This is a genomic window from Type-C symbiont of Plautia stali (assembly GCF_059730935.1).
Genome location: NZ_AP035923.1, coordinates 1,081,508 through 1,105,847, shown reverse-complemented (window position 1 = coordinate 1,105,847; position 24,340 = coordinate 1,081,508). Strand labels below are relative to the sequence as shown.

The following is a 24,340-nucleotide window of genomic DNA, read 5'->3' as shown; positions in this document are numbered from 1 at the left end:
CCGTTGCGTGGTTTACTGGCTATGGCGCGACATCAGATCGGCTGGTCGCAGCCACGTCGCCACGTTCTGCTGGCGGCCGAATACTACGCTAAGTCATTTTTTGAACGCCACCCGGCGTGATAATATGCGTGCCGCTCAGGGGATCGCCCCGCTGGTTTACGCCTGCATCGATTGAAAAATCACACTGCAAAGCGCTATTTCAGCAGGCGTTTTGCGCCGGAGAGCGGAATTAACCAAGAATCATGCAATGAAAACAAGCAACTGATGAGCTTATGCCATGGCACTGATAATTACTGAGCGCTGCATTAACTGCGACATGTGCGAGCCTGAGTGCCCGAACCAGGCGATTAGCATGGGTGAATCGATCTATCAGATCGACGCTGACCGCTGCACTGAATGCGTGGGTCATTATGATGAGCCGACCTGTCAGAGCGTCTGCCCGATTGATAACACTATTCTTTCAGACCCACAGCACGTGGAAAGTCGCGACGCGCTGTGGGAGAAATTTGTGCTGCTGCACGCTTAATCTTCGATTATCACCGTGGCGCAGGCGTAGTGACGCTCGTCGGCCAGCGTGACGTGCACATGCTGCACGCCCAGCTGGCTGGCAATCACTTTGGCCTGTTCAAAGAAGCGCAGGCCAGGCTTCCCCAGCGCATCGTTGTACACTTCAAACTGATTAAACGCTAAGCCGCCGCGAATGCCGGTGCCGAAGGCTTTTGCCGCCGCCTCTTTCACCGCAAAACGCTTGGCGAGGAAGCGCACCGGCTGCTGATGCGCCTGATACTGCTGCCACTCAGCTTCGCTCAGCACGCGGCGCGCCAGACGATCGCCAGAGCGTTCAATCACGCCAGCGATACGCTCGATCTCGACGATATCGCTGCCCAGCCCCAGAATGGCCATTAGCGACGCGCTTCCCGCATCAGCGCCTTCATGTCGCTGACCGCCGCTGCAAGACCACTGAACAGCGCACGACCGATAATCGCGTGACCAATGTTCAGCTCATGCATTTCCGGCAGGGCAGCAATCGGCTGGACGTTGTGATACGTCAGACCGTGGCCGGCATTGACCTTCAGGCCGCGGCTGGCGGCAAAGGTCGCAGCGCTGGCGATACGCGCCAGTTCGGCATCGCGTGCCAGCCCTTCCGCTGCTTCAGCATAGGCGCCAGTGTGGATTTCAATGTAAGGCGCACCGCTGGCGACCGCCGCTTCAATCTGGTGCTGATCGGCATCGATAAACAGCGACACCAGAATGCCCGCCTCGCTCAACTGTTTGACTGCCGCGTTGACTTTATCCTGCTGACCGGCCACATCAAGGCCGCCTTCCGTGGTCACTTCCTGGCGCTTTTCCGGCACCAGGCAGACAAAATGCGGTTTGATGTCGCAGGCGATGCCCACCATTTCGTCGGTGACCGCCATTTCAAGATTCATGCGGGTATGAATGGTATCGCGCAGAATCCGCACGTCGCGGTCGGTGATATGACGGCGGTCTTCACGCAGGTGCACGGTAATGCCGTCTGCGCCCGCCTGCTCCGCGACAAACGCGGCCTGTACCGGATCGGGATAATTTGTGCCACGCGCGTTACGTACGGTGGCGATGTGATCGATGTTGACCCCTAACAGCAACTCAGCCATGACAATCCTTAAATGTGTTCAGTATGTTTGCAGTGTAACGCGCGGAGCCTGTCAGGTGCATCACCCGCGCTCGTCGTTTGCCACGTTCGGTCGTTTTTTCGGCACAAACTGACGGAACAGCTCCTGACTCTTCAGCGGCTTACCGCCCAGATAAGGTTTCAGCGCCATGCGCGTGAAGCGTTTGGCGGCACGCAGCGTATCGGCATCGGGAAATTCGCGCTCCCACAGCGCGCGCAGCTGGCGGCCGGTGAAACTGCGCTGATTGACCACCAGACTGGCGATAAAGCCTTTCTCTTCGCGATAGCTGTAGGTCATGCCGTCGTCAACCGCCTCGCCGCTGCCGGCGCAGTGCAGAAAGTCGACGCCGTAGCCCAGATGGCCCAGCAGTGCCAGCTCAAAACGGCGCAGCGCTGGCTCGGGCGAACCATTGGCCGCGGCCAGCGTCTGGATACAGGAGAGATAATCAAAGAACAGTTCGGAGAAGGGAATTTCCTGCTCCAGCACCCGCGACAGCAGCTCGTTAACATACAGGCCGCAGTAGAGCGTGATGCCGCTGAGCGGCAGCGCCAGCGACACCGCTTCGGCGTTACGCAGGGTTTTGACTTCGCCACGGCCACCCCAGCGCACCAGGAGCGGTGTGAAGGGTTGCAGTGCGCCTTTCAGCTGGGAACGGCGCGAGCGTGCGCCTTTGGCAAGGACGCGGACGCGTCCCTGACTTTCGCTGAACAGGTCGAGCAGCAGGCTGGTTTCGCTGTAAGGGCGACTATGCAGCACAAAGGCGCGTTGCCAGCCTTCCATCAATTAGTCGTCTGTATAACCCAGGCTGCGCAGCGCACGTTCGTCGTCCGCCCAGCCCGATTTCACTTTAACCCACAGCTCGAGATGGACTTTCGCCTCGAACATCTCTTCCATGTCTTTACGCGCTTCGATACCGATGGTTTTGATTTTGGCACCTTTGTTGCCAATCACCATCTTCTTCTGCCCTTCGCGCTCGACCAGAATTAAACCGTTGATGTCATAGCCGCCGCGCTCGTTAGAGACGAACTGCTCGATCTCCACGGTAACCGAATACGGTAACTCGGCACCGAGGAAGCGCATCAGTTTTTCACGGATGATTTCTGAGGCCATGAAACGCTGCGAGCGATCGGTGATGTAGTCTTCCGGGAAGTGGTGATCCGACAGCGGCAGGCGCTTGCGGGCGATCTCCGCAATCGCATCCACGTTTTTACCTGTTTCGGCGGAGATCGGCACGATCTCGAGGAAGTTCATCTGCTGGCTGAGGAACTGCAGGTGCGGCAGCAGGATGCTTTTATCCTGGATGTTGTCGACTTTGTTTACCGCCAGCACCACCGGCACTTTGCCGTCACGCAGCTTGTTCAGCACCATCTCATCGTCGGGCGTCCAGCGCGTGCCTTCCACCACAAAAATTACCAGCTCAACGTCACCGATGGAGCTGCTGGCAGCACGGTTCATCAGGCGGTTGATCGCCCGCTTCTCTTCCATATGCAGGCCGGGTGTATCCACGTAGATCGCCTGATAAGCGCCTTCGGTATGAATACCCATGATGCGGTGGCGCGTGGTTTGCGGCTTGCGCGAGGTGATCGACACCTTCTGCCCCAGCAGCTGGTTCAGTAAGGTGGATTTGCCGACGTTAGGCCGGCCGACAATCGCGATAAAGCCGCTGTATGTTTCGAGTTCGCTCATTCGGGTCCTGATTGGGCAGCCTCACTGCTGAGGCTGCGAAATGACAATTTATTCGAGGCCGAGCTTGATTAACGCCTGTTCGGCGGCGGCCTGCTCTGCTTTACGGCGGCTGGAGCCCACGCCCACCACCGGTTCAGCCATCCCACTCACCTGACAGTGAATGGTGAATTCCTGATCGTGCGCTTCGCCACGCACCTGCACCACCAGATAAGACGGCAGCGGCAGATGACGGCCCTGCAGATACTCCTGCAGGCGCGTTTTCGGATCTTTTTGCTTATCGCCCGGGCTGATCTGCTCAAGGCGATTCTGGTACCAGTCGAGAATCAGCTTCTCGACCGTCTGAATGTTGCTGTCGAGGAAGATGCCACCGATCAGCGCCTCGACGGTATCCGCGAGGATGGATTCCCGGCGGAACCCGCCGCTTTTCAGCTCGCCCGGCCCCAGACGCAGACATTCGCCCAGCTCAAACTCGCGCGCCATTTCGGCCAGCGTGTTGCCGCGTACCAGCGTGGCACGCATGCGGCTCATGTCGCCTTCGTCCACGCGCGGGAAGCGGTGATACAGCGCGTTGGCAATCACATAGCTGAGGATAGAATCGCCAAGAAATTCAAGACGCTCGTTATGTTTGCTGCTGGCGCTGCGGTGAGTCAGAGCCTGCTGCAGTAATTCCGGATGAGTAAAAGTGTAGCCCAGTTTGCGCTGCAGCTTGTTAATGAGGATGGGGTTCATGCGATTCCAGTTGTTCTGTGCGTCTGTGACTCTGCATACCAAACAGGGCTGAAGGTCCAGCACGTTCTGTTTGGTGTGCAGTGGCTCCCTGACCCGCAGGAAGCCAACCGTTTTTAAATCAGTGAATACCGCCAATGCGACTCAGTCGCACGCCGGTCGGCCACTGTCCTTCCTGTTTCTCAAAGCTCATCCAGATAGCAACCGCTTTGCCGACCAGATTCTTCTCGGGCACAAAGCCCCAGTAGCGGCTGTCGGCGCTGTTATCACGGTTATCGCCCATCATGAAGTATTGCCCCTGCGGCACAATCCACGTGGCCTGCGGCTGACCCGGCTGCTGATAATACATGCTCGCCTGGCTCTGCGCTTCGTTCACTAGCAGGATATCGTGCGTGACGTTGCCCAGCGTCTCTTTGCGCGTGCCAAGACGCAGGCCGCCCCGCAGCGTTTCGCCCTGCGGCACCTGGTAGAAACCGTTGCCGGTTTCGTTACCATCAAAGCCGCTGAAGGTCTGGATGAAATCGCTTGGCTCAATGTTGGTATAGGTCACCGGCAGCGCCGTGTCACACTTGCCCGTGCCGCAGCCTGGGTTGATGGTCAGGGTTTTGCTGTAAGGATCAAACACCACTTTGTCGCCCGGCAGACCGATCACGCGCTTGATGTAATCCACGCTCGGATCTTTCGGGTACTTGAACACCGCGACATCTCCGCGCTGCGGATGGCCGGTCGGGATCAGCGTGGTTTGCGTGATCGGATCTTTGATGCCGTAAGCAAATTTCTCCACCAGGATGAAGTCGCCAATCAGCAGCGTCGGCATCATCGAGCCAGAAGGGATCTGAAACGGTTCGAAGATAAACGAGCGCACGATCAGTACCACTGCCAGCACCGGGAACACCGACGCTGCGGTTTCAACCCAGCCCGGCTGCGCGGCCACTTTGGCCAGCGTTTTGCTGTCGAGCGAATTACCTGCCTGAGCCTGTGCCGCCGCCTGCTTTGCCCGGCGCGCCGGGGCCCACTTAAAGCGATCGATACACCAGATGATGCCGGTTAACAGAGTGGCAATCACCAGAATCAGGGCGAACATGTTAGCCATTAAAGTTCCTTATTTGCTGTCTTTACCGACATGCAGAATGGCAAGGAATGCTTCCTGCGGCAGCTCAACGTTGCCGACCTGCTTCATTCGCTTCTTACCTTCTTTCTGCTTCTGCAACAGCTTTTTCTTACGGCTGACGTCACCGCCATAGCATTTCGCCAGGACGTTTTTACGCAGCTGTTTCACTGTTGAGCGAGCGATAATGTGGTTGCCGATTGCTGCCTGAATCGCAATATCGAACTGCTGGCGCGGGATCAGATCTTTCATCTTCTCCACCAGCTCGCGGCCACGATACTGTGAGTTATCACGGTGCGTAATCAGCGCCAGCGCATCAACGCGTTCTGAGTTAATCAGGACGTCGACGCGCACCATGTCAGAGGTCTGGAAACGTTTGAAGTTATAGTCCAGCGACGCATAGCCGCGCGACGTTGATTTCAGACGGTCGAAGAAGTCGAGTACCACTTCCGCCATCGGAATCTCATAGGTCAGCGCAACCTGTTTGCCGTGGTAAACCATGTTAGTCTGCACACCGCGTTTTTCGATACACAGCGTAATGACGTTGCCCAGAAACTCCTGCGGCAGCAGCATATGACACTCAGCGATCGGTTCGCGCAGTTCAGCAATATTATTCAGCGGCGGCAGCTTCGATGGGCTGTCGACGTACACCACTTCTCCGTCAGTGGTTTCCACTTCGTACACAACCGTTGGCGCGGTGGTGATCAGGTCGAGATCGTATTCACGCTCCAGACGCTCCTGGATGATCTCCATGTGCAGCAGGCCGAGGAAGCCACAGCGGAAGCCAAAGCCCAGCGCGGTGGAACTCTCTGGCTCATAGAACAGCGAGGCGTCGTTCAGGCTCAGCTTGCCTAATGCATCACGAAAAGCTTCGTAGTCGTCGGAGCTTACCGGGAACAGACCGGCATATACCTGCGGCTTCACTTTTTTGAAGCCCGGCAGCGCTTTATCCGCAGGGTTGCGCTGCAGCGTCAGGGTATCGCCCACCGGCGCGCCGAGGATGTCTTTGATGGCGCACACCAGCCAGCCTACCTCGCCACACTTCAGCTCGGTACGGTCAATTTGTTTTGGCGTGAAAATACCGAGACGGTCAGCGTTGTACACCTGGCCAGTACTCATTACCTTCACTTTATCGCCTTTACGCAGCGTGCCGTTTTTAATACGGATCAGCGACACCACACCGAGGTAGTTATCAAACCATGAGTCGATGATCAGCGCCTGCAGCGGGCCTTCCGGATCGCCTTCCGGCGGCGGAATGTCGCGCACCAGACGTTCCAGCACATCCGGTACGCCGACGCCGGTTTTCGCCGAGCAACGCACCGCATCCGCGGCGTCGATGCCGACGATATCTTCAATCTCTTCCGCCACGCGCTCCGGGTCGGCCGCAGGCAGGTCGATCTTGTTCAGTACCGGTACCACTTCCAGATCCATTTCCATGGCGGTGTAGCAGTTCGCCAGGGTCTGCGCTTCAACGCCCTGACCTGCATCAACCACCAGCAATGCCCCTTCACAGGCCGCCAGCGAGCGGGAAACTTCATAAGAGAAGTCAACATGGCCTGGGGTGTCGATAAAATTGAGCTGGTAAGTTTCACCGTTTGGCGCGTGGTAATCGAGCGTAACGCTCTGCGCTTTAATGGTGATGCCGCGCTCGCGCTCCAGATCCATCGAATCCAGAACCTGCGCCGCCATCTCACGATCGCTCAGGCCACCGCAAATCTGAATCAAACGGTCAGAGAGCGTTGATTTGCCATGGTCAATGTGAGCGATAATGGAGAAATTTCGTATGTGCTTCATTTATATGAATATCTTCACGTAGAAAATCAGTTGAAAACGTGAGCACAGACACATTCAGGCAAGTGAGCTTTACCCGGAACCCTGTCAGCCTCATTAATGACGACGCATATTACACTGTTAACGCCGCGCGTTAAAGAATGGAACTGCGGGGAATCGCAACAGAATTCAGCGATTAAGACGAAATGAAAAGGCCGCGCAATACGCGGCCTGAACGGGGATCAACTATGGTTTTCCACCCGTAGCGCATCAGGCGGGAGCGCAACGCTGAGAATCACCGGCTGGAACGCTTCGCGATCGCCAAACCGGCTGGAAACCCCTTTGGCAACAATAAAGCCGCCAACGCCACCCAGCAGCGCACCGCAGGCCGCCGCCAGGTCGCTGTGGAACAGCATCTGAAACAGGCCCGCGACCAGGAACAGACCAAACAGTGGCGTCATATACACCAGCAGCGCAGAACCGAGCAGGCTGCTTTCACGAATGCCCAGCTCAATGCGCTGACCCGGCTGTAGCGGCTCCGGACTGGCGATGGTCATCACATGGGCGTTTTTCGGTCCCAACTGGTTGAGCGCATGGCTGCCGCAGCCTTTGCGCGCTGAACAACTGTTGCAGGAGGTTTTCGCTTCCGAATGCAGAGTAGCAACGCCCTCTTTCCATGCCACTACGGTGGCCCATTCTCTCATCATTTTGTGGCACCTGAATCTATGCTGTCCGCGATACGTTTGGCGGTGGTCGGCGGCAATTCGCCTACCACGGTAATTTCACGATTATCGCGCACTTCGGTCTGTACCGTACGACGCCCAGTGCGCAATGACTGTGGCGAACTGCTTTTATCGGCAGGCGTGATGTTGATAGCGAAGCTGAACAGGCCATCGCTGTACAGACGGGATTCTACGGTTTTGTTCATCGCCGGAATATCACGCCGGCTTTGCGAAATCAGCTTCATGCCGGCCGGCAGCCAGCCCGGTTGCCAGCTGAGCTGCACTTTATCGCCCGCCGGTAACGACAGTGACGGCGGCAGATTGGCTTTTTCCAGCCCCTGCATCAGATTGCGCACGCCTTCATCAACGGCAAAACTGATGACGCGGAACTGCTCCAGCGTCTCACCGTCGCGATCCAGCAAATCAATCCGCAGCGGCAATTTGGTATCGACGTCCAGCCACACCACGTAGCTGTAACGCGTGCCGTCTCGCGACACGATGCGCACCACTTCGCACATCTGATCGGCCATGCGGGAACGCCCTACCGGAATAAAATCGTAGGCATCGCCGAGGCGTGAGAAGTCAGCGAACATCAGCGCCGGCAGCGCATCAATAATGTGGTTGCCCGGCAGCGAGAACGGATCGAGACCCGGTTCGAAATAGCTGATGTCGTTGCCGCGCTGGATCACCTCACGGCGCGGTCCGTCCATCTGTAATAGCTGAGCGAACACGCGATTGTCGATGACCGCATGGCGGTAACGCAGGGATTCAATGCCCAGACGTGAGACATTGATATAGGCGAATTCGTAGTTGAGGTTCTGGCTGGCCTGCTCCATCTGCTGTAACAACGCCCCGGACGCAGATGTCTGCGCCGGGGCGGTAGATGACCAAAGCAGGCTGCCTGCCAGCAGGCTAACGGCACACCAAAGCTGCTTCATTACTGCTGTTGAGTTCCTAACGACTGAGTTCCGGGAACGTTAGCCTGCGCCTGTTGCGGCGCATTGCTTTCAAACTGCACCTGATCGGCATGCAGACGGCGTTGCAGTTCGTAATCCTGCAGCATGGCATTCACGCGTCGACGCTGCTCCTGCACCTGCTGATTTGAGCTGTTGGTGTCAAAAGCATCAGACGGCACGCCCAGGCTGACCGGTGACGCTTTACCCATCATCGGTAAGGTATTAAAGGCTGGTGCATCCGAGGTTTCCGTCGCACTACCCGCTGGTGAGCTGTTGTAGTGCTGCACACCGACGATCACCGCCAGCGACACACAGGCCGCCACACCAATCTGCGTGACCTGAGCAACCCAGCCGCCACCGCGACGCCAGAACGGCATTTTCTGCCAGCGCGACGGCTCCGGCTGTGCTTCCGGGATCAACGAAGTCACTTTGCGCACCGGCTCATTTTCGATGGCGGCAGCAACGCGTGCGGAGATATCAAAATGCAGCACTTCGCCCACATCGCCCCGCAGGGTGTCGCGGATCAGATGGTAGCTCTCCCAGCTTTTTTGTAGATCTGCATCCTTCGATAACGACGCCAGCAGCTCGTTATCTAAAGTTTCACCATCCATTAAAGCGGAAAGTTTTTCTTTCTGCATGTTTTGGTACCCTTCCAGTAGCCGTTATCACTGACGTTGGATAAGCGGTTGAACTTTATTATCAATGGCTTCCCGGGCCCGGAAGATACGTGAACGTACGGTACCTACCGGACAATCCATGATGGCGGCGATCTCTTCGTAACTCAGACCATCCAGTTCCCGCAGGGTGATGGCCATACGCAGATCTTCAGGCAACGCCTCAATCGTCCGAAAAACAATTTGTTTCAGTTCGTCTGACAACATTAAGTTCTCAGGGTTCGAAATTTCTTTTAGCGCACCCGCACTTTCGAAATTTTCCGCGTCAATCGCGTCCACATCGCTGGACGGCGGCCGGCGCCCCTGAGCCACCAGATAATTCTTCGCGGTGTTGACCGCAATGCGGTACAGCCACGTGTAAAAGGCGCTATCACCCCGGAACGACTCCAGTGCGCGATACGCTTTAATGAAAGATTCCTGAACCACATCAGGCACATCGCCTGACGGGACATAACGTGAAACCAGGCTCGCCACTTTATGCTGGTATCGGATCACCAGTAAATTAAATGACTTTTGATCTCCTTTCTGAACCCGCTCAACGAGAACCTGATCCGTTAACTGCTCGCTCATCCGAGGTAATGTCTCCCCAAATCTCTTTTATGCGTAAGTGAACTGCCAGCACATCTCATTTATTGTGAGCAAGCATGCGCTTAGAGTCCCGTTCTGGCCTGAAGTTCACCACGACCTGATATTTTCTGTACCGGTGCCCTGACATCGTTGTTGTTGATGGTCTTTCAGTGTAGCGACTTACCGCACTGGTGGTGTCGTTGGCGGCACCGATAATCGCTGGCAGAGTACCCTATGACGCCGCATTTTTCACCTTTATTCCCTGAATTTTCAGCGTGTTTGGTATAAAAAACACTAATCGCTTATTTTCAGACATAACTTACTGAAATCGCATTACAATCTGATTATTGCGTCGAATTATCCCGCGTTTTTTGTTCAAAATACTTCACACCAGCGGCGTACGGGCTTATGCTCGGGGGACCTTTTGTTTAGTAAATTAAACATCATGAACCCCATTCCCGATCATAGCTGTGATGTACTGATTGTCGGCAGCGGCGCGGCCGGTTTATCTCTGGCGCTGCGGCTGGCACCGCACTATAAGGTAACGGTGCTGAGTAAAGCGCAGATTAGCGAAGGCTCCACGCTGTATGCGCAGGGCGGGATTGCGGCGGTGTTTGATGAGAACGACAGCATTGAATCGCACGTCGAAGATACGCTGATTGCCGGCGCAGGCCTGTGCGATCGCGAGACGGTGAATTTTATCGCCAGCAATGCGCGCCCGTGCGTACAGTGGCTGATCGATAACGGCGTGGCGTTTGATCGCGAGCCCCAGGATAACGGTAACGCGCGCTATCACCTGACGCGCGAAGGCGGTCACAGCCATCGCCGTATTTTACACAGCGCCGACGCCACCGGGCGCGCGGTCGAAACCACGCTGGTCAGCCAGGCGCTCAGCCATCCCAATATTCGCGTTATTGAACGCGCCAACGCGGTGGACTTAATCCTCTCTGATAAAATTGGCCTGCCCGGAACGCGGCGCGTGGTGGGCGCATGGATCTGGAATCGCAATCGCGAACAGGTTGAAACCTGCCGCGCCCGCAGCGTGGTGCTGGCCACTGGCGGTGCGGCGAAGGTATATCAGTACACCACTAATCCGGATGTCGCGTCCGGCGACGGCATCGCGATGGCGTGGCGCGCCGGCTGCCGGGTGGCCAATCTGGAATTCAATCAGTTTCACCCTACCTGCCTGTTTCATCCGCAGGCGCAAAACTTTTTGCTGACCGAAGCGCTGCGCGGCGAAGGTGCCTGGCTACTGCGCCCGGACGGTTCGCGCTTTATGCCGGATTTCGATGCGCGCGCCGAACTGGCACCGCGCGATATCGTGGCGCGCGCTATCGATCACGAAATGAAGCGCCTGGGCGTCGACTGCATGTATCTCGACATCAGCCATCAGCCGGCCAGCTTTGTGCGTGCCCACTTTCCGATGATCTATGACAAGCTGCTGACGTTTGGCCTCGATCTGACACAGCAGCCGATTCCGATTGTGCCGGCCGCGCATTACACCTGCGGCGGCGTGATGGTGGATCAACATGGTCGCACCGATGTCGACGGGCTGTATGCGATTGGCGAGGTCAGCTACACCGGCCTGCACGGCGCTAACCGCATGGCATCAAACTCGCTGCTGGAGTGTCTGGTGTATGGCTGGTCGGCGGCCGAAGATATTGTGCGCCGTCTGCCGCAGATGCACGCCGTCGATCACCTGCCGGCGTGGGATGAAAGCCGCGTCGACGATGCCGATGAACGGGTGGTGATTCAGCACAACTGGCATGAGCTGCGGCTGTTAATGTGGGACTACATGGGCATCGTGCGTACCACCAAGCGGCTGGAGCGCGCCCTGCGCCGCATCACGCTGCTACAGCAGGAAATAGATGAATACTATGCGCATTTTCGCCTCTCCAACAATCTGCTGGAGCTGCGCAATCTGGTACAGGTGGCAGAGCTGATGGTGCGCTGTGCGCTGGCGCGCAAAGAGAGCCGCGGGCTGCACTTCACCCGCGACTACCCGCATACGCTGCCCGAGGCACAGCCTACGGTGCTGCAGCCGGTAGCCTAGCGGAACAGATAGAAATCGGTTACCAGGCTCAGCCAGTCCGCCGAGTAGCTTTTATCTTCATCACGAATGGCGAGACGCTCCTGCACGAGTTCGCCTGCGGCGGGTGAAAAGCCCAGCACCAGCCGGTTCGGCGGTCGCTGCGCGTAAGGTGCCACATCATAGCGATAACGCAGATGCCAGCCTTCGGCGCGCGCCAGTGCAATCAGGTTTTCGCCAGCATCCGCGGGCAGCACCACGCAAAACAGCCCCTCTTCTTCAATCAGCTGTGCCGCACAGCGCAGCAGGGTGGGATGATCAAGCGTTGCCGTGCTGCGCGCGGTATCGCGCTCGACGCTGGCCGAGGCCATACCCGGGGTGAAAAACGGCGGATTGCTGACAATCAGCGAGTAGCGTTTTTCTGCCTGCTCACTCCAGCTGACGATGTCCTGCGCGTGTACCGTGATACGATGCGCCCACGGCGACGCGGCGACGTTCTCCTGCGCCTGCGCGGCGGCGCTGCGCTCCAGTTCGACGGCATCAATACTGACGTCATCCGGCGTGCGCTGCGCCAGCATCAGCGCAATCAGGCCGCTGCCGCAGCCAATATCCAGTATGCGCCGTACGCCTGCCACCGGCGCCCAGGCACCGAGCAGCACCCCATCGGTGCCGACCTTCATGGCACAGCGATCGTGCGCGACAAAAAATTGCTTAAACGTGAACCCATCTTTTCTTAACATCGCCCGCGCTGGCGGTTGCGGCTGAGACATGCTTAACGACCATTGAATTTGCTCCTGCCGGAAGTGTAACGTGGTCGCGAAGTGAATTCACCTTCACCTGTGCAACACAAACAGATGAAGATTGTGGCTGAACTGTCTATAATCAGCGCCCCAAACTGAGGTAGACCATGACCGTAACCACATTCTCCGAACTCGAACTCGACGAAAGCCTGCTGGAAGCCCTGCAGGATAAAGGCTTCACGCGCCCGACTGCCATTCAGGCTGAGGCCATTCCTGCCGCGCTGGAAGGCCGTGACGTTCTGGGTTCGGCACCAACCGGAACGGGGAAAACCGCAGCCTACCTGCTGCCCGCTTTACAGCACCTGCTCGATTTCCCGCGTAAAAAATCAGGGCCGCCGCGCATTCTGATCCTCACGCCGACGCGTGAACTGGCGATGCAGGTTGCCGACCAGGCGCGCGAGCTGGCCAAACATACCCATCTCGATATCGCCACCATCACCGGCGGCGTGGCCTATATGAACCACGCGGAAGTGTTCAGTGAAAATCAGGACATCGTGGTCGCAACCACCGGCCGCCTGCTGCAGTACATCAAAGAAGAGAACTTTGACTGCCGCGCGGTAGAAACGCTGATTCTGGACGAAGCCGACCGCATGCTGGACATGGGCTTTGCGCAGGATATCGAGACCATTGCCGGTGAAACGCGCTGGCGCAAACAGACGTTGCTGTTCTCGGCCACGCTGGAAGGCGACAACATTAAAGATTTCGCCGAGCGCCTGCTGAACGATCCGGTAGCGATTGAAGCCGATCCGAGCAAAAGCGAGCGCAAGAAGATTCAGCAGTGGTATTACCGCGCCGACAACCTTGAGCACAAAACCAAACTGCTGGTGCATCTGCTGAAGCAGCCGGAAGTGAAGCGCGCCATCGTGTTCGTGCGTAAACGTGAGCGCCTGCATGAGCTGGTGACCTGGATGCACGAAGCCGGCCTGCGCAGCAGCTACCTCGAAGGCGAAATGGTGCAGGCTAACCGTAACGAAGCGATCAAACGCCTGAATGACGGTCGCGTTAACGTGCTGGTCGCGACCGATGTCGCCGCGCGCGGTATCGACATTGATAACGTCACCCACGTCATCAACTATGACTTACCGCGCACCGCCGATGTCTATCTGCACCGCATTGGCCGTACCGGCCGCGCCGGACGCAAAGGTACCGCAATCTCGCTGGTAGAAGCACATGACCATCCGCTGCTGGGTAAAATCAGCCGCTACGTCAACGAGCCACTGAAATCGCGCGTAATCGATGAGCTGCGTCCGGAAACGCGTGCACCGAGTGCTAAAGTCACCGGTAAACCGTCGAAAAAGGCGCTTGAGAAGCGCAAAGAAAAGAAAGCGAAAGAAGAAGAGAAACCGCGCGTGAAGAAACGTCACCGCGATACTAAAAATATCGGTAAACGCCGCAAGCCAAGCGGCAGCAGCACACCGGAGAGCGGTGCGGAATAAAACAGCATCGCGGCAATTAAATCGCCTCCCTGAGGCGATTTTTTGCTTTCTGGCCTGCTGAAAAAGCACTTTCGCGGCGTAAAATCTCTCAACCTGCCCTCTTCTCTCTTCAGGAAATAAAAAAAGCCGCGCCAGTAAGCACCGGCGCGGCCTGTATTGCTGTGTGCGTTTTCGTCAGCCGATCAATTACAGGCTTTCGGTAAAGGTACGGGTGATAACGTCACGCTGCTGTTCTGGCGTCAGTGCGTTAAAGCGCACCGCATAGCCCGACACGCGAATGGTCAGCTGCGGATATTTTTCCGGATGCTTCACCGCATCTTCCAGCGTTTCACGGCGCAGCACGTTAACGTTGAGGTGCTGACCGCCTTCAACGCGCACCTGCGGTTTCTGCTCCAGTGGAATTTCACGGTAAGCAATCTCGCCAAGGTCGCTGACTGCAACAACCTGATCTTCCGTGAAATCACCTTTTGCGCACAGGCAGCGGGCTTCGGCTTTCTCATTGTCCAGCAGCCAGAACGAGTTCAGCAGCTGCGGATTTTGTGCCTGAGTAATTTGAATACCGGTAATCATAGAGGCCTCCAGGGCTTAGCGCTGCGGCAGGAGCACAGCGCGGTTCTTCGGGTTATGTGATGCTCTGGTATATCACCGCGCTGACCGGCTCGTTTTGACCTGTATCAATTTCGTCCGGCCAGAATTTTTGCCCCCACTCTAATAAATTGATTTATAATAATTTTTATCATTAACTTTTTCTGTAATTGTTCAACTTATTTTTACCCTTCTGCTGCCCCGCCGGACACGCTAAGCTAAAGGCATCAATTTGCAGGGAGTCAATGATGGCTGAGAAGCTGACCTGGCACGATGTGCTGGCTGAAGAGAAAGAAAAACCTTACTTCGTGGAAACGCTGAAAGCGGTAGCCGAAGAGCGTGCGGCGGGCGTGACGGTCTATCCGCCGCAAAAGGACGTGTTCAACGCGTTCCGTCTCACCGAACTGGGCGATATTAAAGTGGTGATCCTCGGCCAGGATCCGTACCACGGCCCGAATCAGGCGCATGGCCTGGCGTTCTCGGTCCTGCCGGGTGTGGCCATTCCGCCGTCGCTGCTGAATATGTACAAAGAGCTGGAACAGGACATTCCTGGCTTTCAGCGTCCGCAGCACGGCTTTCTTGAAAGCTGGGCGAAACAGGGTGTGCTGCTGCTGAATACGGTGTTAACCGTGGAAGCTGGCAAAGCGCATTCGCACGCGCGTTTCGGCTGGGAAACCTTTACCGATAACGTGATCAGCGCCATCAACTCCCATCGCGAAGGGGTGATTTTCCTGCTGTGGGGATCGCACGCGCAGAAGAAAGGCAGCATCATTGATGCGCAGCGTCATCACGTATTAAAAGCACCGCATCCTTCGCCGCTTTCGGCGCATCGCGGCTTTTTTGGCTGTCAGCATTTTTCCAAAGCCAATGCGCTGCTGAGCCAGGCCGGCCAGACGCCCATTGACTGGACGCCGGTGCTGCCCTGAAAACACAAACGGCCGCATCAGCGGCCGTTGTTACACGGGAGCGGCTTAGCCTTTGGCTTTTGATACCGCAACCATCGCCGGACGCAGCAGGCGACCGTTGAGGGTGTAACCGCGCTGCATCACCATCAGCACGTGGTTTGGCGCCACTTCTTCAGACTCCATCATCGACATCGCCTGATGCACGTCCGGGTTGAACGGCACATTAGTTTCGCCCACCACTTCCACGCCGAACTTGCGCACCGCACCCAGCAGTGATTTCAGCGTCAGCTCGATGCCTTCAATCATCGAAGCCAGCTCGGTATTCTCTTTATCCGCCACTTCCAGCGCGCGCTCCAGGCTATCAATCACCGGCAGCAGTTCGTTGGCAAACTTTTCCAGCGCAAACTTGTGCGCTTTTTCCACGTCCATTTCGGCGCGGCGACGGATATTTTCAATCTCAGCCTGCGCGCGCAGCTGGGCGTCACGCACGCCACCCTGCGCCTGCGCTAATTCCGCTTCCAGCTGGGCGATACGCTCATCACGCGGATCCACCTCAGTTGCTGTCTCCGCTTCCGGCTGCTGTTGTTCCTGTTGAATTTCGTCTGAGACTTGCTCGTTTGGGGTGTTCTGTTCTTTACTACTCATGAATTTCTCCGCGTTTTGCACATTCATCTCGCTGGTTGGCTTATTATGGGGATCAGTTTGACGGTTTCAAGTGAACCCATCACATTGCCTGGCCGTTTTGGCTTATGAGGAACACCCGCTAAATGAACAAACACTTTAACTGCATTGGGATCGTCGGCCATCCGCGCCATCCCACTGCGTTAACCACCCATGAAATGCTCTGGCGCTGGCTGACTGATAAAGGCTATGACGTGATCGTGGAACAGCAAATCGCCCGCGAGCTTAATTTGCAGGATGTGCGTACCGGCAGCCTGGCGGACATCGGCCAGTACGCCGATCTGGCGGTGGTGGTCGGCGGCGATGGCAACATGCTGGGCGCCGCGCGCGTGCTGGCTCGTTACGACATCAAGGTGATTGGCATCAACCGCGGCAATCTCGGCTTCCTCACGGACCTCGATCCGGATAACGCGCAGCAGCAGCTGGATGACGTGCTGCAGGGCGATTATTTCGTGGAAAGCCGCTTTTTGCTGGAAGCGCAGGTATGCAAAGAAGAGTGTTCGCCGCGCATCGGCAGCGCCATCAATGAAGTGGTGCTGCATCCGGGCAAAGTGGCGCACATGATTGAATTTGAAGTCTATATCGACGAAGTGTTCGCCTTTTCCCAGCGCTCGGACGGGCTGATTATCTCCACGCCAACCGGTTCAACCGCCTATTCGCTTTCGGCGGGCGGGCCGATATTAACGCCGTCGCTCGATGCGATTGTGCTGGTGCCAATGTTCCCGCACACGCTGTCGGCGCGTCCGCTGGTGATCAACAGTAGCAGCACCATTCGCCTGCGTTTTTCCTCGCTGCGCAGCGACCTGGAGATCAGCTGCGACAGCCAGATCGCTCTGCCGATTCAGGAAGGGGAAGATGTGCTGATTCGCCGCAGCGCCAATCACCTCAATTTAATTCATCCAAAAAATTATAATTATTTTAATACATTAAGTTCAAAACTCGGATGGTCAAAAAAATTATTCTGAAAAGGCTCGCCGGCTACTTTACTGGATAAAAAACCAGTTTATACTGTATGAAAAACCATATCTGTTTTTACATACAGGTGATTGTATGCTGGCACAACTGACCATCAGTAATTTTGCAATCGTTCGTGAACTGGAGATCGACTTTCATCGTGGTATGACAGCGATCACCGGCGAAACCGGCGCAGGGAAATCCATCGCGATTGATGCGCTGGGCCTGTGCCTTGGCGGCCGTGCTGAAGCAGACATGGTGCGTCAGGGGGCCAGCCGCGCGGATATCTGCGCGCGCTTCCAGCTGAAAGCGTCACCCTCTGCCCAGCGCTGGCTGGCGGAGAACCAGCTTGACGACGGCAACGAATGTTTGTTGCGCCGCGTGATCAGTGCCGATGGCCGCTCACGGGGCTTTATCAACGGCACCTCTGTTCCGCTATCGCAGTTGCGCGAACTCGGTCAGTTACTGATTCAAATCCACGGTCAGCATGCGCATCAGCTGCTCCTCAAAACCGATCACCAGAAACACCTGCTGGATGCCTACGCCGCGCACGACGATCGGCTGGCGGAGATGCGCCAGCACTATCAGCGCTGGCACCACAGCTGCCGCGCGCTGGCACAGCATCAGCAGCTGTCGCAGGAGCGTGAAGCCCGTCGCGAACTGCTGCAGTATCAGCTGAAAGAACTCAATGAGTTTGCGCCGCAGCCAGGCGAGTTTGAGCAGATTGATGAAGAGTACAAGCGCCTGGCGAACAGCGGTCAGCTGCTGTCCACCAGCCAGCAGGCGCTGCAAATTCTTGCCGACAGCGATGACACCAACCTGCAAAGCCTGCTCTACAGCGCGCGTAATATGCTGAGTGAGCTGGTCTCGCTGGATGATAAAGTCAGCGGCGTATTTAACCTGCTGGAAGAAGCCGCGATTCAGCTGAGTGAAGCCAGCGATGAGCTGCGCCACTACTGTGAACGGCTCGACCTCGATCCTAATCGCCTGTACGAGCTGGAGCAGCGTCTGTCGCGGCAGATTGCGCTGGCGCGTAAGCACCATGTTTCACCGGAAGCGCTGCCGGTGCTGTATCAGCAACTGCTGGATGAAGCGGAACAGCTGTCGCAGCAGGAGAGCGATCAGGAAAGCCTGCAGAGCGACGTCGTGGCTCATCATCAGGCCGCGCTGGCCTGTGCCGAAGCCCTGCATCAGCAACGCGTCACCTCGGCGCAGGAGCTGAGCCAGCTGATCACGCAAAGCATGCGCACCCTCGCCATGCCACACGGTGAGTTTGCCATCATGCTGGAATTCAATGCCGATCAGCTGACGGCCGAAGGTGCCAGCCGTATTGATTTCCGTGTCACCACCAACCCGGGCCAGCCGCTGCAGCCGCTGGGTAAAGTGGCCTCGGGGGGTGAACTGTCACGTATTGCGCTGGCGATTCAGGTGATCACCGCCCAGAAAATGGAAACTCCGGCGATGATTTTCGATGAGGTTGACGTCGGTATCAGCGGCCCGACGGCCGCTGTCGTTGGCCAGATGCTGCGCCAGCTGGGCGAATCGACTCAGGTGATGTGCGTAACTCACCTGCCGCAGGTGGCGGGCTGTGGGCATCAGCACTTCTTTGTCAGCAAAGAAACCGACGGTGCGATGACCGAAACCCACATGCAGCAGCTGGATAAGCGTGCACGTCTGCAGGAACTGGCGCGCCTGCTTGGCGGCAGCGAAGTCACACGCAACACGCTGGCGAACGCAAAAGAACTTTTAGCAGCCTGACACCGCACTTTTTTGCGGCCTGGTGGTCATATGCTTGCTCTGTAGAGGTTTCCAATAGCTCAAAGGTTTATTATCATCGGCAGTCATATCGCCATAATAAAGCCTGCCGTATGCAGAGTTCAGAATTTGATGGCAACAAAACTGCCTGATGAAAGGCGTTTGGCCCCAGAAAAGGAATGTATAGATGCGCTGTAAAACGCTGACTGCCGCGGCAGTGGTAATGTTGATGATGACCGCCGGATGTTCCACCCTTGAGCGCGTTGTGTATCGTCCGGATATCAATCAGGGGAATTACCTGGTCGCCAACGACGTTTCGAAGATTCACACCGGCATGACGCAGCAGCAGGTTGCCTACACGCTCGGTACGCCGATGATGCACGACCCGTTTGGCAGCAACGTCTGGTATTACGTGTTCCGTCAGGAGCCAGGTCATGAAAGCGTGAAGCAGCAGACGCTGACGCTGACGTTCGACAGCAACGGTACGCTGACGAACATCGATAACAAACCGCGCCTCACCGGCACTGAAGACTGAGTGAGCCGCAACAAAAAAGGCGCCTGAGCGCCTTTTTTAATGCCTGTAAACTTACTTTTTGGTTGCCGCGCGCTCTGCCCGCTGGCGCCGCATCTCTTTTGGATCGGCAATCAGCGGGCGATAAATCTCTACCCGATCGCCATCCTGCAGCGTATCGCTCAGCTTGACCGGACGGCTGAAAATGCCGACCTTGTTGCTGCTCAGGTCGATATCTTTGCGCAGCGTCAGCAGTCCGGATGCCTGAATCGCCTGCTCAACCGTCGCGCCCTCTTCCAGGCTAACCTCACGCAGATACTGCTTATCCGGCAGCGCGTACACCACTTCAACGCTGATGTCAGCCACGGTAAACCTCTTTGGCGCGCTGGGTAAACGCCTGCACCATGCTGTTGGCCAGCTCTTTGAAGATGCGTCCAAACGCCATCTCGACCAGCATATTGGTGAATTCAAAGTCGAGGCTGAGCTCAACCTTGCAGGCATCGTCGCCGAGCGAGATAAATTTCCAGCCGCCGGTCAGCTTGCGGAACGGCCCGTCGACCAGCTGCATATGAATGCTCTGGTTATCGGTCAGGGTGTTACGCGTGGTAAAAGTTTTACTGATGCCGGCTTTAGAAACATCCACCGCGGCGGTCATCTGGTTACCGCTGTTATCCAGCACGCGGCTGCCGGTACAGCCCGGAAGAAATTCAGGATAAGCATCCACATCATTCACGAGCCGGTACATCTGCTCAGCGCTATACGGGACCAGCGCTGAACGGCTAATCTGGGCCATAATGGTTCCTGTTGGTCACAAAACCGTTGAATTATACCATTTTAAGCTACCAAACAAAAATTCACGCCTTTACCAGCTGTGCTAAAATAGTGTGTTTTTTACCGCCCCGCAGGACAGGGGATGCGCCCACAGACTGAGTGATGTAGACTACGCCGCACTATGACAAAGAAAAAAGCTCACAAACCCGGTTCAGCCACAATTGCCCTCAACAAACGCGCTCGCCATGAATACTTCATTGAAGAAGAGTTCGAGGCCGGCATGGCGTTGCAAGGATGGGAAGTCAAATCACTGCGCGCCGGTAAAGCCAACATCAGCGACAGCTATATTTTGCTGCGCGATGGCGAAGCCTATCTATTCGGTTCCACTTTTCAGCCGCTGGCGGTGGCATCAAGCCACGTGGTGTGCGATCCCACGCGCAACCGCAAGCTGCTGTTGAACCAGCGTGAACTGGATTCCCTGTACGGCCGTGTTAACCGCGAAGGTTACACCGTGGTCGCGCTGTCGCTGTACTGGAAAAACGCCTGGGCCAAGCTGAAGATTGGGGTGGCACGCGGTAAGAAAGAACACGACAAGCGCGCGGACATTAAAGATCGCGAGTGGAAGATGGACAAAGCACGAATTATGAAGAATGCCAGCCGTTAACCACTGGAATCTTTTATAATTTTTTGCTAGAGTAAGAAGTCTTGGGGCTGATTCTGGATTCGACGGGATTCGCGAAACCCAAGGTGCATGCCGAGGTGCGGTAGGCCTCGCTAAAAAACCGCAAAAAAATAGTCGCAAACGACGAAAACTACGCTTTAGCAGCTTAATAACCTGCTTAGAGCCCTCTCTCCCTAGCCTCCGCTCTTAGGACGGGGATCAAGAGAGGTCAAACCTAAAAGAGATCGCGTGGATGCCCTGCCTGGGGTTGAAGCGTTAAAACTATTCAGGCTAGTTTGTTAGTGGCGTGTCTGTCCGCAGCTGGCAAGCGAATGTAAAGACCAGACTAAGCATGTAGTACCGAGGATGTAGGAATTTCGGACGCGGGTTCAACTCCCGCCAGCTCCACCAAAATTCTCCATCGGTGATTACCAGAGTCATCCGATGAAGTCCTAAGAGCCCGCACGGCGCAAGCCCTGCGGGCTTTTTTGTGCCCTCAATTTGTCCCGCGAAGTCTGATGCCAACTAATTAAATCCAAACCTTTTAGGCGCTGACCCTGCCCCGAAATCCTGCTCCATTCAGAAACAGAATTCCGGCATGATATTCACTCCCCTGAGCGGAGGTTGTGCCGATGAAAAAGTCACGATTCACCGAAGAGCAGATTGTCTTTGCCCTGAAGCAGGCTGAACCGGGTACGCCCGTACCGGAAGTCTGTCGCAAGCCGGGCATTCCTGATGCCACGTTCTACACTTGGCGCAAAAAGTACGGCGGGATTTCTCCTTCAGAACTGAAACATATGCGGCAGCCTTAAGAGGAAAACCTTCGCCTGAAGAAGCTGGTTGCCGATCTGAGTTCCGAAAAAGCCATGCTGCAGGACGTGCTGGCAAAAAAGAGCTGACGCTGGCACGCCTGCGCGAGTGGGTCAGGGACTTACAGACCCGCTACGGTGCCAGTGAAAGACAGGTTTGCTTTGCGCTGAAGATCAGCCGCAGTTCGTTCCGCTACCGCTCCGTTGCGGCAGACGACAGCGCGCTGAGACTGCGCATCAGGGAGATAACCTAAACCCGCGTCCACTATGGCTACCGCAGGGTGCACGTTATGCTGAAACGGAAAGGCTGGCGCGATAATCACAAGCGCATTTACCGGCTTTACCGCGAGCAGGGATTATCGCTGCGGCTGAAACGCCCCCGCCGCAATAAATCTGCGCTGAAACGTCAATCCCAGCCGCAGGGGCTGTATCCCGGTCACGTATGGGGGATGGATTTTGTCTCCGATGCGCTGTTTGAAGGTCGCCGGCTTCGCCTGCTGACGGTAATCGATCTCAGTACGCGCGAATGTCCGGGGATCTGCGTGGGCCAGAGCCTGCGATCTTCAGAAGTGGCAGAGATGCTGGACATCATCGCGTTGAGATGCCCGTTACCGCAGCTACTGAAAACAGATAATGGCTCTGAATTTGCGCGAAAAGTGCTGGACAGGTGGGTATACGAACGTGATATCCGGATTGACTTTTCACGGCCAGGCACGCCCACAGATAATGCCACGGTGGAATCATTCAACGGCAGGCTGCGTCAGGAGTGTCTGAACGAAGACGGGTTTATGTCCATGGAGGATGCCCGGTGCAAAATCGGGACCTGGCGCATGCACTATAACCAGGGTCGTCCCCATTCTGCACTGGGCTGGATGACCCCGTCCGAATTCGCCGAAAAATCTGCCGGTTGCCAGAATAAGTGACCAACCTGAAGCCGGTTATTCCTGATTATGCATGGAGCATATTCGGGGTCAGGGTCCCCCACATTCAGCGCTGCATTACATTCCAAGCAAAAGGGCTAATAACGGCCAGATGAGGGCGTTTGCTGATGCCGTACGAACAAATTGCGAATGGGGGCGCTTTGGACATACCCCTGACAGATGCCTTGGCTGCAGTTAATACTTAAATTGAGTTCAAGGCATCATTCTTGGCACATCAGAGGTGGTCAAAAATAGACCCTTTACGTGGAATAAGGATTTTCTCATAAAGCTTGGTCGCATAGTCATCCGTCATCCCGGAAACATAGTCGCAAATGACTCGCATTCCTTCCTGCTGACCTAAGCTACTCTGGCGCTCGTAAACTTCTCTTGTTGAGGTAGGTAAAAACCGACACGGATCGCTAGCAAGCACACTGAACAGCTCGACAATCAATTTTTGTCCCTTGAATTCAAGTAACTGTACATTTTCATGCTTAATCACTTTGTCCTTGACCAGCATGAAAATTTTCAACCGTAGTGCTTCGACTGCTTCCGGAAGGACCGCATTATATTTGAGCATGCCACATTCGAATGCTCCATCTTTTACATTGAGCTCAACGCTTGTGATCATCAGGTGAACCAGCATGCCGATGCACTCTTTTCTCCTGTAACTTTCACCAAATAGGCTGTCCGAGACAGATTTGCATGTTCCGGAGAATGTAATGCCGTGGCAATCAGTAAATAATCTTTCATGTCCACTAAAATGCTCCATCCACATCGCTCGTGTCACCATTCCGAGAGAAATAGCGTCTTCCAAGTCGTGCAGTGAATAGGAAATTTCATCGGCAAGATCCATGATGGTAGTATCGAGCGCTTTATAAGAAGCTATTTTATGATCGGATTCGGTTTTACCAAGTTTAAAGGAAGTAAACAGCTTCCGATCCTCTTTAGTAAATGGTGAGAGAGCAAATTCTACGATGTCTCTCTCTGAATCTAAGTAGCATTTTGGAGGTTTAAAATCCGATGACTTAAAGAGCCAGTTCGGCTCTTTGGCAGGGGGCTGACTACTGGCTTTTTTACTCAAGAGAGCTGAGTAATTAACCGGATATTTCAGCACGCCCAGCAGTAGTCTGCGGGTAGGATCTAAGCCGTGTTCCTGAGTGTACTTATCTAGTTTCGAGAGAATGCGCAGCGTCTGACCATTTCCTTCAAAGCCACCATGATTCAGCATGCAGTAGTTAAGAGCTACCTCACCGCCGTGACCAAATGGGGGATGGCCAATATCATGCGCGAGGCATATTGCCTGCATCAGATCGTTATCTGGTAAATACTGCTCTTCCTCTTTACCTTTATATTTGATTTTAAGCTTAGCAAGAAGACCTGAACCGATTTGCGCGACTTCCATTGAGTGGGTCAGTCGTGTGCGGTAGAAGTCACTTTCTCCCAGACCAAGAACTTGCGTTTTGGATTGCAAACGTCGGAAAGGAGAAGAGTGAATCAACCGGGAAAGGTCGCGCTGAGCTTCAGATCGGATCTCTTCCTCTCGAGGATTATTGGAGCCTCGTCTCTCATCCCAGGTGTTTATTTTACTCTGAGTCATATTTCTCCTTATGTTTTTGCTTTGTGCAGTACAGTGTTCTGACATAACTTTGTCACCCAACTGGG

At 55.6% G+C, this 24,340-nt stretch carries 25 protein-coding genes, 1 other RNA gene and 1 pseudogene; 10 read left to right on the top strand and 17 right to left on the bottom strand.

Annotated elements, in window-relative coordinates; genetic code table 11:
• Window positions 1–277 precede the first annotated feature (277 nt).
• Window positions 278–526, top strand: coding sequence for a YfhL family 4Fe-4S dicluster ferredoxin (locus AC6I7J_RS05010; RefSeq protein ID WP_010617759.1), 249 nt, complete (start codon window positions 278–280; stop codon window positions 524–526).
• On the opposite strand, the gene acpS is transcribed toward AC6I7J_RS05010, so the two are convergent.
• The 11 genes from acpS to rpoE form a co-directional block, all read right to left on the bottom strand.
• Window positions 523–903 carry a holo-ACP synthase gene (gene acpS / locus AC6I7J_RS05005; protein WP_010617758.1) on the bottom strand — a complete coding sequence of 127 codons (381 nt, stop codon included), beginning with the start codon at window positions 901–903 and terminating at the stop codon, window positions 523–525. The two genes, AC6I7J_RS05010 and acpS, sit on opposite strands and share 4 nt — an antisense overlap.
• Window positions 903–1,634, bottom strand: a complete 732-nt coding sequence (gene pdxJ / locus AC6I7J_RS05000) for a pyridoxine 5'-phosphate synthase (protein ID WP_104094072.1) — start codon at window positions 1,632–1,634, stop codon at window positions 903–905. Before pdxJ ends, acpS begins: the two co-directional genes overlap by 1 nt.
• Before the next feature lie 60 nt (window positions 1,635–1,694).
• On the bottom strand, window positions 1,695–2,432 hold the full coding sequence (gene recO, locus AC6I7J_RS04995; RefSeq protein WP_021506525.1) for a DNA repair protein RecO: 738 nt from the start codon (window positions 2,430–2,432) through the stop codon (window positions 1,695–1,697).
• 3 nt (window positions 2,433–2,435) lie between these two features.
• On the bottom strand, window positions 2,436–3,338 hold the full coding sequence (era, locus tag AC6I7J_RS04990; protein WP_058758278.1) for a GTPase Era: 903 nt from the start codon (window positions 3,336–3,338) through the stop codon (window positions 2,436–2,438).
• A 48-nt stretch (window positions 3,339–3,386) separates the two neighbouring features.
• Complete coding sequence (rnc, locus tag AC6I7J_RS04985; RefSeq protein ID WP_021506523.1) at window positions 3,387–4,067, bottom strand: ribonuclease III; 681 nt, start codon at window positions 4,065–4,067, stop codon at window positions 3,387–3,389.
• A 118-nt stretch (window positions 4,068–4,185) separates the two neighbouring features.
• Window positions 4,186–5,157 carry a signal peptidase I gene (gene lepB / locus AC6I7J_RS04980; RefSeq protein WP_021506522.1) on the bottom strand — a complete coding sequence of 324 codons (972 nt, stop codon included), beginning with the start codon at window positions 5,155–5,157 and terminating at the stop codon, window positions 4,186–4,188.
• A 9-nt stretch (window positions 5,158–5,166) separates the two neighbouring features.
• A complete protein-coding gene (lepA, locus tag AC6I7J_RS04975) occupies window positions 5,167–6,966 on the bottom strand; it encodes a translation elongation factor 4 (RefSeq protein WP_031279376.1) in 1,800 nt (599 codons plus the stop codon).
• A 218-nt stretch (window positions 6,967–7,184) separates the two neighbouring features.
• A complete protein-coding gene (gene rseC, locus AC6I7J_RS04970; protein WP_021506520.1) occupies window positions 7,185–7,649 on the bottom strand; it encodes a SoxR-reducing system protein RseC in 465 nt (154 codons plus the stop codon).
• Window positions 7,646–8,602: a sigma-E factor regulatory protein RseB gene (gene rseB, locus AC6I7J_RS04965; protein WP_031279374.1), complete on the bottom strand. Its 957-nt coding sequence runs from the start codon at window positions 8,600–8,602 to the stop codon at window positions 7,646–7,648. The genes rseC and rseB overlap by 4 nt, the downstream gene beginning before the upstream one ends.
• Window positions 8,602–9,258 carry an anti-sigma-E factor RseA gene (gene rseA, locus AC6I7J_RS04960; protein ID WP_021506518.1) on the bottom strand — a complete coding sequence of 219 codons (657 nt, stop codon included), beginning with the start codon at window positions 9,256–9,258 and terminating at the stop codon, window positions 8,602–8,604. Before rseA ends, rseB begins: the two co-directional genes overlap by 1 nt.
• Before the next feature lie 27 nt (window positions 9,259–9,285).
• Window positions 9,286–9,864: an RNA polymerase sigma factor RpoE gene (gene rpoE, locus AC6I7J_RS04955; RefSeq protein WP_010617748.1), complete on the bottom strand. Its 579-nt coding sequence runs from the start codon at window positions 9,862–9,864 to the stop codon at window positions 9,286–9,288.
• 442 nt (window positions 9,865–10,306) lie between these two features.
• On the opposite strand from rpoE, the gene nadB reads away from it, so the two are divergent.
• Window positions 10,307–11,914, top strand: a complete 1,608-nt coding sequence (gene nadB / locus AC6I7J_RS04950) for an L-aspartate oxidase (RefSeq protein WP_498007212.1) — start codon at window positions 10,307–10,309, stop codon at window positions 11,912–11,914.
• On the opposite strand, the gene trmN is transcribed toward nadB, so the two are convergent.
• On the bottom strand, window positions 11,911–12,660 hold the full coding sequence (gene trmN, locus AC6I7J_RS04945) for a tRNA(1)(Val) (adenine(37)-N(6))-methyltransferase TrmN (RefSeq protein WP_498006923.1): 750 nt from the start codon (window positions 12,658–12,660) through the stop codon (window positions 11,911–11,913). The genes nadB and trmN overlap by 4 nt on opposite strands.
• Window positions 12,661–12,797: 137 nt before the next feature.
• Here trmN and srmB point away from each other — a divergent pair, with 137 nt between their 5' ends.
• Window positions 12,798–14,126 carry an ATP-dependent RNA helicase SrmB gene (srmB, locus tag AC6I7J_RS04940; RefSeq protein WP_021506515.1) on the top strand — a complete coding sequence of 443 codons (1,329 nt, stop codon included), beginning with the start codon at window positions 12,798–12,800 and terminating at the stop codon, window positions 14,124–14,126.
• A gap of 186 nt (window positions 14,127–14,312) precedes the next feature.
• Here srmB and grcA read toward each other — a convergent pair whose 3' ends face one another.
• Window positions 14,313–14,696 carry an autonomous glycyl radical cofactor GrcA gene (gene grcA / locus AC6I7J_RS04935; protein WP_021506514.1) on the bottom strand — a complete coding sequence of 128 codons (384 nt, stop codon included), beginning with the start codon at window positions 14,694–14,696 and terminating at the stop codon, window positions 14,313–14,315.
• 263 nt (window positions 14,697–14,959) lie between these two features.
• On the opposite strand from grcA, the gene ung reads away from it, so the two are divergent.
• On the top strand, window positions 14,960–15,637 hold the full coding sequence (gene ung / locus AC6I7J_RS04930; protein WP_127834787.1) for a uracil-DNA glycosylase: 678 nt from the start codon (window positions 14,960–14,962) through the stop codon (window positions 15,635–15,637).
• Between the two features lie 45 nt (window positions 15,638–15,682).
• Here ung and grpE read toward each other — a convergent pair whose 3' ends face one another.
• Window positions 15,683–16,261 carry a nucleotide exchange factor GrpE gene (gene grpE, locus AC6I7J_RS04925; RefSeq protein WP_031279366.1) on the bottom strand — a complete coding sequence of 193 codons (579 nt, stop codon included), beginning with the start codon at window positions 16,259–16,261 and terminating at the stop codon, window positions 15,683–15,685.
• Window positions 16,262–16,383: 122 nt separating this feature from the next.
• Between grpE and nadK the strand changes: the two genes are divergently transcribed.
• From nadK to bamE, 3 genes are all read left to right on the top strand, one after another.
• Entirely contained in the window at window positions 16,384–17,262 is an 879-nt protein-coding gene (gene nadK / locus AC6I7J_RS04920) for an NAD(+) kinase (RefSeq protein ID WP_498006922.1), read from the top strand.
• An 85-nt stretch (window positions 17,263–17,347) separates the two neighbouring features.
• Window positions 17,348–19,009: a DNA repair protein RecN gene (gene recN / locus AC6I7J_RS04915; RefSeq protein ID WP_282954693.1), complete on the top strand. Its 1,662-nt coding sequence runs from the start codon at window positions 17,348–17,350 to the stop codon at window positions 19,007–19,009.
• 184 nt (window positions 19,010–19,193) lie between these two features.
• A complete protein-coding gene (bamE, locus tag AC6I7J_RS04910) occupies window positions 19,194–19,541 on the top strand; it encodes an outer membrane protein assembly factor BamE (protein WP_021506509.1) in 348 nt (115 codons plus the stop codon).
• Between the two features lie 51 nt (window positions 19,542–19,592).
• Here bamE and AC6I7J_RS04905 read toward each other — a convergent pair whose 3' ends face one another.
• Both AC6I7J_RS04905 and AC6I7J_RS04900 read right to left on the bottom strand, forming a co-directional pair.
• The gene (locus AC6I7J_RS04905) at window positions 19,593–19,883 is read right to left on the bottom strand and encodes an RnfH family protein (protein ID WP_021506508.1); all 291 of its coding nucleotides are present in this window, start codon (window positions 19,881–19,883) and stop codon (window positions 19,593–19,595) included.
• Window positions 19,876–20,310 carry a type II toxin-antitoxin system RatA family toxin gene (locus AC6I7J_RS04900; protein WP_021506507.1) on the bottom strand — a complete coding sequence of 145 codons (435 nt, stop codon included), beginning with the start codon at window positions 20,308–20,310 and terminating at the stop codon, window positions 19,876–19,878. The genes AC6I7J_RS04905 and AC6I7J_RS04900 overlap by 8 nt, the downstream gene beginning before the upstream one ends.
• A gap of 159 nt (window positions 20,311–20,469) precedes the next feature.
• On the opposite strand from AC6I7J_RS04900, the gene smpB reads away from it, so the two are divergent.
• From smpB to AC6I7J_RS04885, 3 genes and pseudogenes are all read left to right on the top strand, one after another.
• A complete protein-coding gene (gene smpB, locus AC6I7J_RS04895; RefSeq protein ID WP_021506506.1) occupies window positions 20,470–20,952 on the top strand; it encodes an SsrA-binding protein SmpB in 483 nt (160 codons plus the stop codon).
• A 43-nt stretch (window positions 20,953–20,995) separates the two neighbouring features.
• Window positions 20,996–21,360, top strand: a transfer-messenger RNA (tmRNA) gene (gene ssrA, locus AC6I7J_RS04890).
• A gap of 221 nt (window positions 21,361–21,581) precedes the next feature.
• Window positions 21,582–22,681: pseudogene (locus tag AC6I7J_RS04885) on the top strand (IS3 family transposase).
• A gap of 232 nt (window positions 22,682–22,913) precedes the next feature.
• Here AC6I7J_RS04885 and AC6I7J_RS04880 read toward each other — a convergent pair.
• The gene (locus AC6I7J_RS04880) at window positions 22,914–24,275 is read right to left on the bottom strand and encodes an anti-phage deoxyguanosine triphosphatase (RefSeq protein WP_498006921.1); all 1,362 of its coding nucleotides are present in this window, start codon (window positions 24,273–24,275) and stop codon (window positions 22,914–22,916) included.
• Window positions 24,276–24,340: the final 65 nt, after the last annotated feature.

Excerpts from the sequence above, each read along its gene's own strand:
- era (WP_058758278.1), bottom strand. The coding sequence starts at position 3,338 with ATGAGCGAACTCGAAACATACAGCGGCTTTATCGCGATTGTCGGCCGG.
- AC6I7J_RS04900 (WP_021506507.1), bottom strand. The coding sequence starts at position 20,310 with ATGGCCCAGATTAGCCGTTCAGCGCTGGTCCCGTATAGCGCTGAGCAG.
- bamE (WP_021506509.1), top strand. The coding sequence starts at position 19,194 with ATGCGCTGTAAAACGCTGACTGCCGCGGCAGTGGTAATGTTGATGATG.
- lepA (WP_031279376.1), bottom strand. The coding sequence starts at position 6,966 with ATGAAGCACATACGAAATTTCTCCATTATCGCTCACATTGACCATGGC.
- recO (WP_021506525.1), bottom strand. The coding sequence starts at position 2,432 with ATGGAAGGCTGGCAACGCGCCTTTGTGCTGCATAGTCGCCCTTACAGC.
- pdxJ (WP_104094072.1), bottom strand. The coding sequence starts at position 1,634 with ATGGCTGAGTTGCTGTTAGGGGTCAACATCGATCACATCGCCACCGTA.
- rnc (WP_021506523.1), bottom strand. The coding sequence starts at position 4,067 with ATGAACCCCATCCTCATTAACAAGCTGCAGCGCAAACTGGGCTACACT.
- nadB (WP_498007212.1), top strand. The coding sequence starts at position 10,307 with ATGAACCCCATTCCCGATCATAGCTGTGATGTACTGATTGTCGGCAGC.
- lepB (WP_021506522.1), bottom strand. The coding sequence starts at position 5,157 with ATGGCTAACATGTTCGCCCTGATTCTGGTGATTGCCACTCTGTTAACC.
- grpE (WP_031279366.1), bottom strand. The coding sequence starts at position 16,261 with ATGAGTAGTAAAGAACAGAACACCCCAAACGAGCAAGTCTCAGACGAA.
- acpS (WP_010617758.1), bottom strand. The coding sequence starts at position 903 with ATGGCCATTCTGGGGCTGGGCAGCGATATCGTCGAGATCGAGCGTATC.
- ung (WP_127834787.1), top strand. The coding sequence starts at position 14,960 with ATGGCTGAGAAGCTGACCTGGCACGATGTGCTGGCTGAAGAGAAAGAA.
- grcA (WP_021506514.1), bottom strand. The coding sequence starts at position 14,696 with ATGATTACCGGTATTCAAATTACTCAGGCACAAAATCCGCAGCTGCTG.
- srmB (WP_021506515.1), top strand. The coding sequence starts at position 12,798 with ATGACCGTAACCACATTCTCCGAACTCGAACTCGACGAAAGCCTGCTG.
- AC6I7J_RS05010 (WP_010617759.1), top strand. The coding sequence starts at position 278 with ATGGCACTGATAATTACTGAGCGCTGCATTAACTGCGACATGTGCGAG.
- trmN (WP_498006923.1), bottom strand. The coding sequence starts at position 12,660 with ATGTCTCAGCCGCAACCGCCAGCGCGGGCGATGTTAAGAAAAGATGGG.
- AC6I7J_RS04880 (WP_498006921.1), bottom strand. The coding sequence starts at position 24,275 with ATGACTCAGAGTAAAATAAACACCTGGGATGAGAGACGAGGCTCCAAT.
- rseC (WP_021506520.1), bottom strand. The coding sequence starts at position 7,649 with ATGATGAGAGAATGGGCCACCGTAGTGGCATGGAAAGAGGGCGTTGCT.
- rpoE (WP_010617748.1), bottom strand. The coding sequence starts at position 9,864 with ATGAGCGAGCAGTTAACGGATCAGGTTCTCGTTGAGCGGGTTCAGAAA.
- recN (WP_282954693.1), top strand. The coding sequence starts at position 17,348 with ATGCTGGCACAACTGACCATCAGTAATTTTGCAATCGTTCGTGAACTG.
- rseA (WP_021506518.1), bottom strand. The coding sequence starts at position 9,258 with ATGCAGAAAGAAAAACTTTCCGCTTTAATGGATGGTGAAACTTTAGAT.
- rseB (WP_031279374.1), bottom strand. The coding sequence starts at position 8,602 with ATGAAGCAGCTTTGGTGTGCCGTTAGCCTGCTGGCAGGCAGCCTGCTT.
- nadK (WP_498006922.1), top strand. The coding sequence starts at position 16,384 with ATGAACAAACACTTTAACTGCATTGGGATCGTCGGCCATCCGCGCCAT.
- smpB (WP_021506506.1), top strand. The coding sequence starts at position 20,470 with ATGACAAAGAAAAAAGCTCACAAACCCGGTTCAGCCACAATTGCCCTC.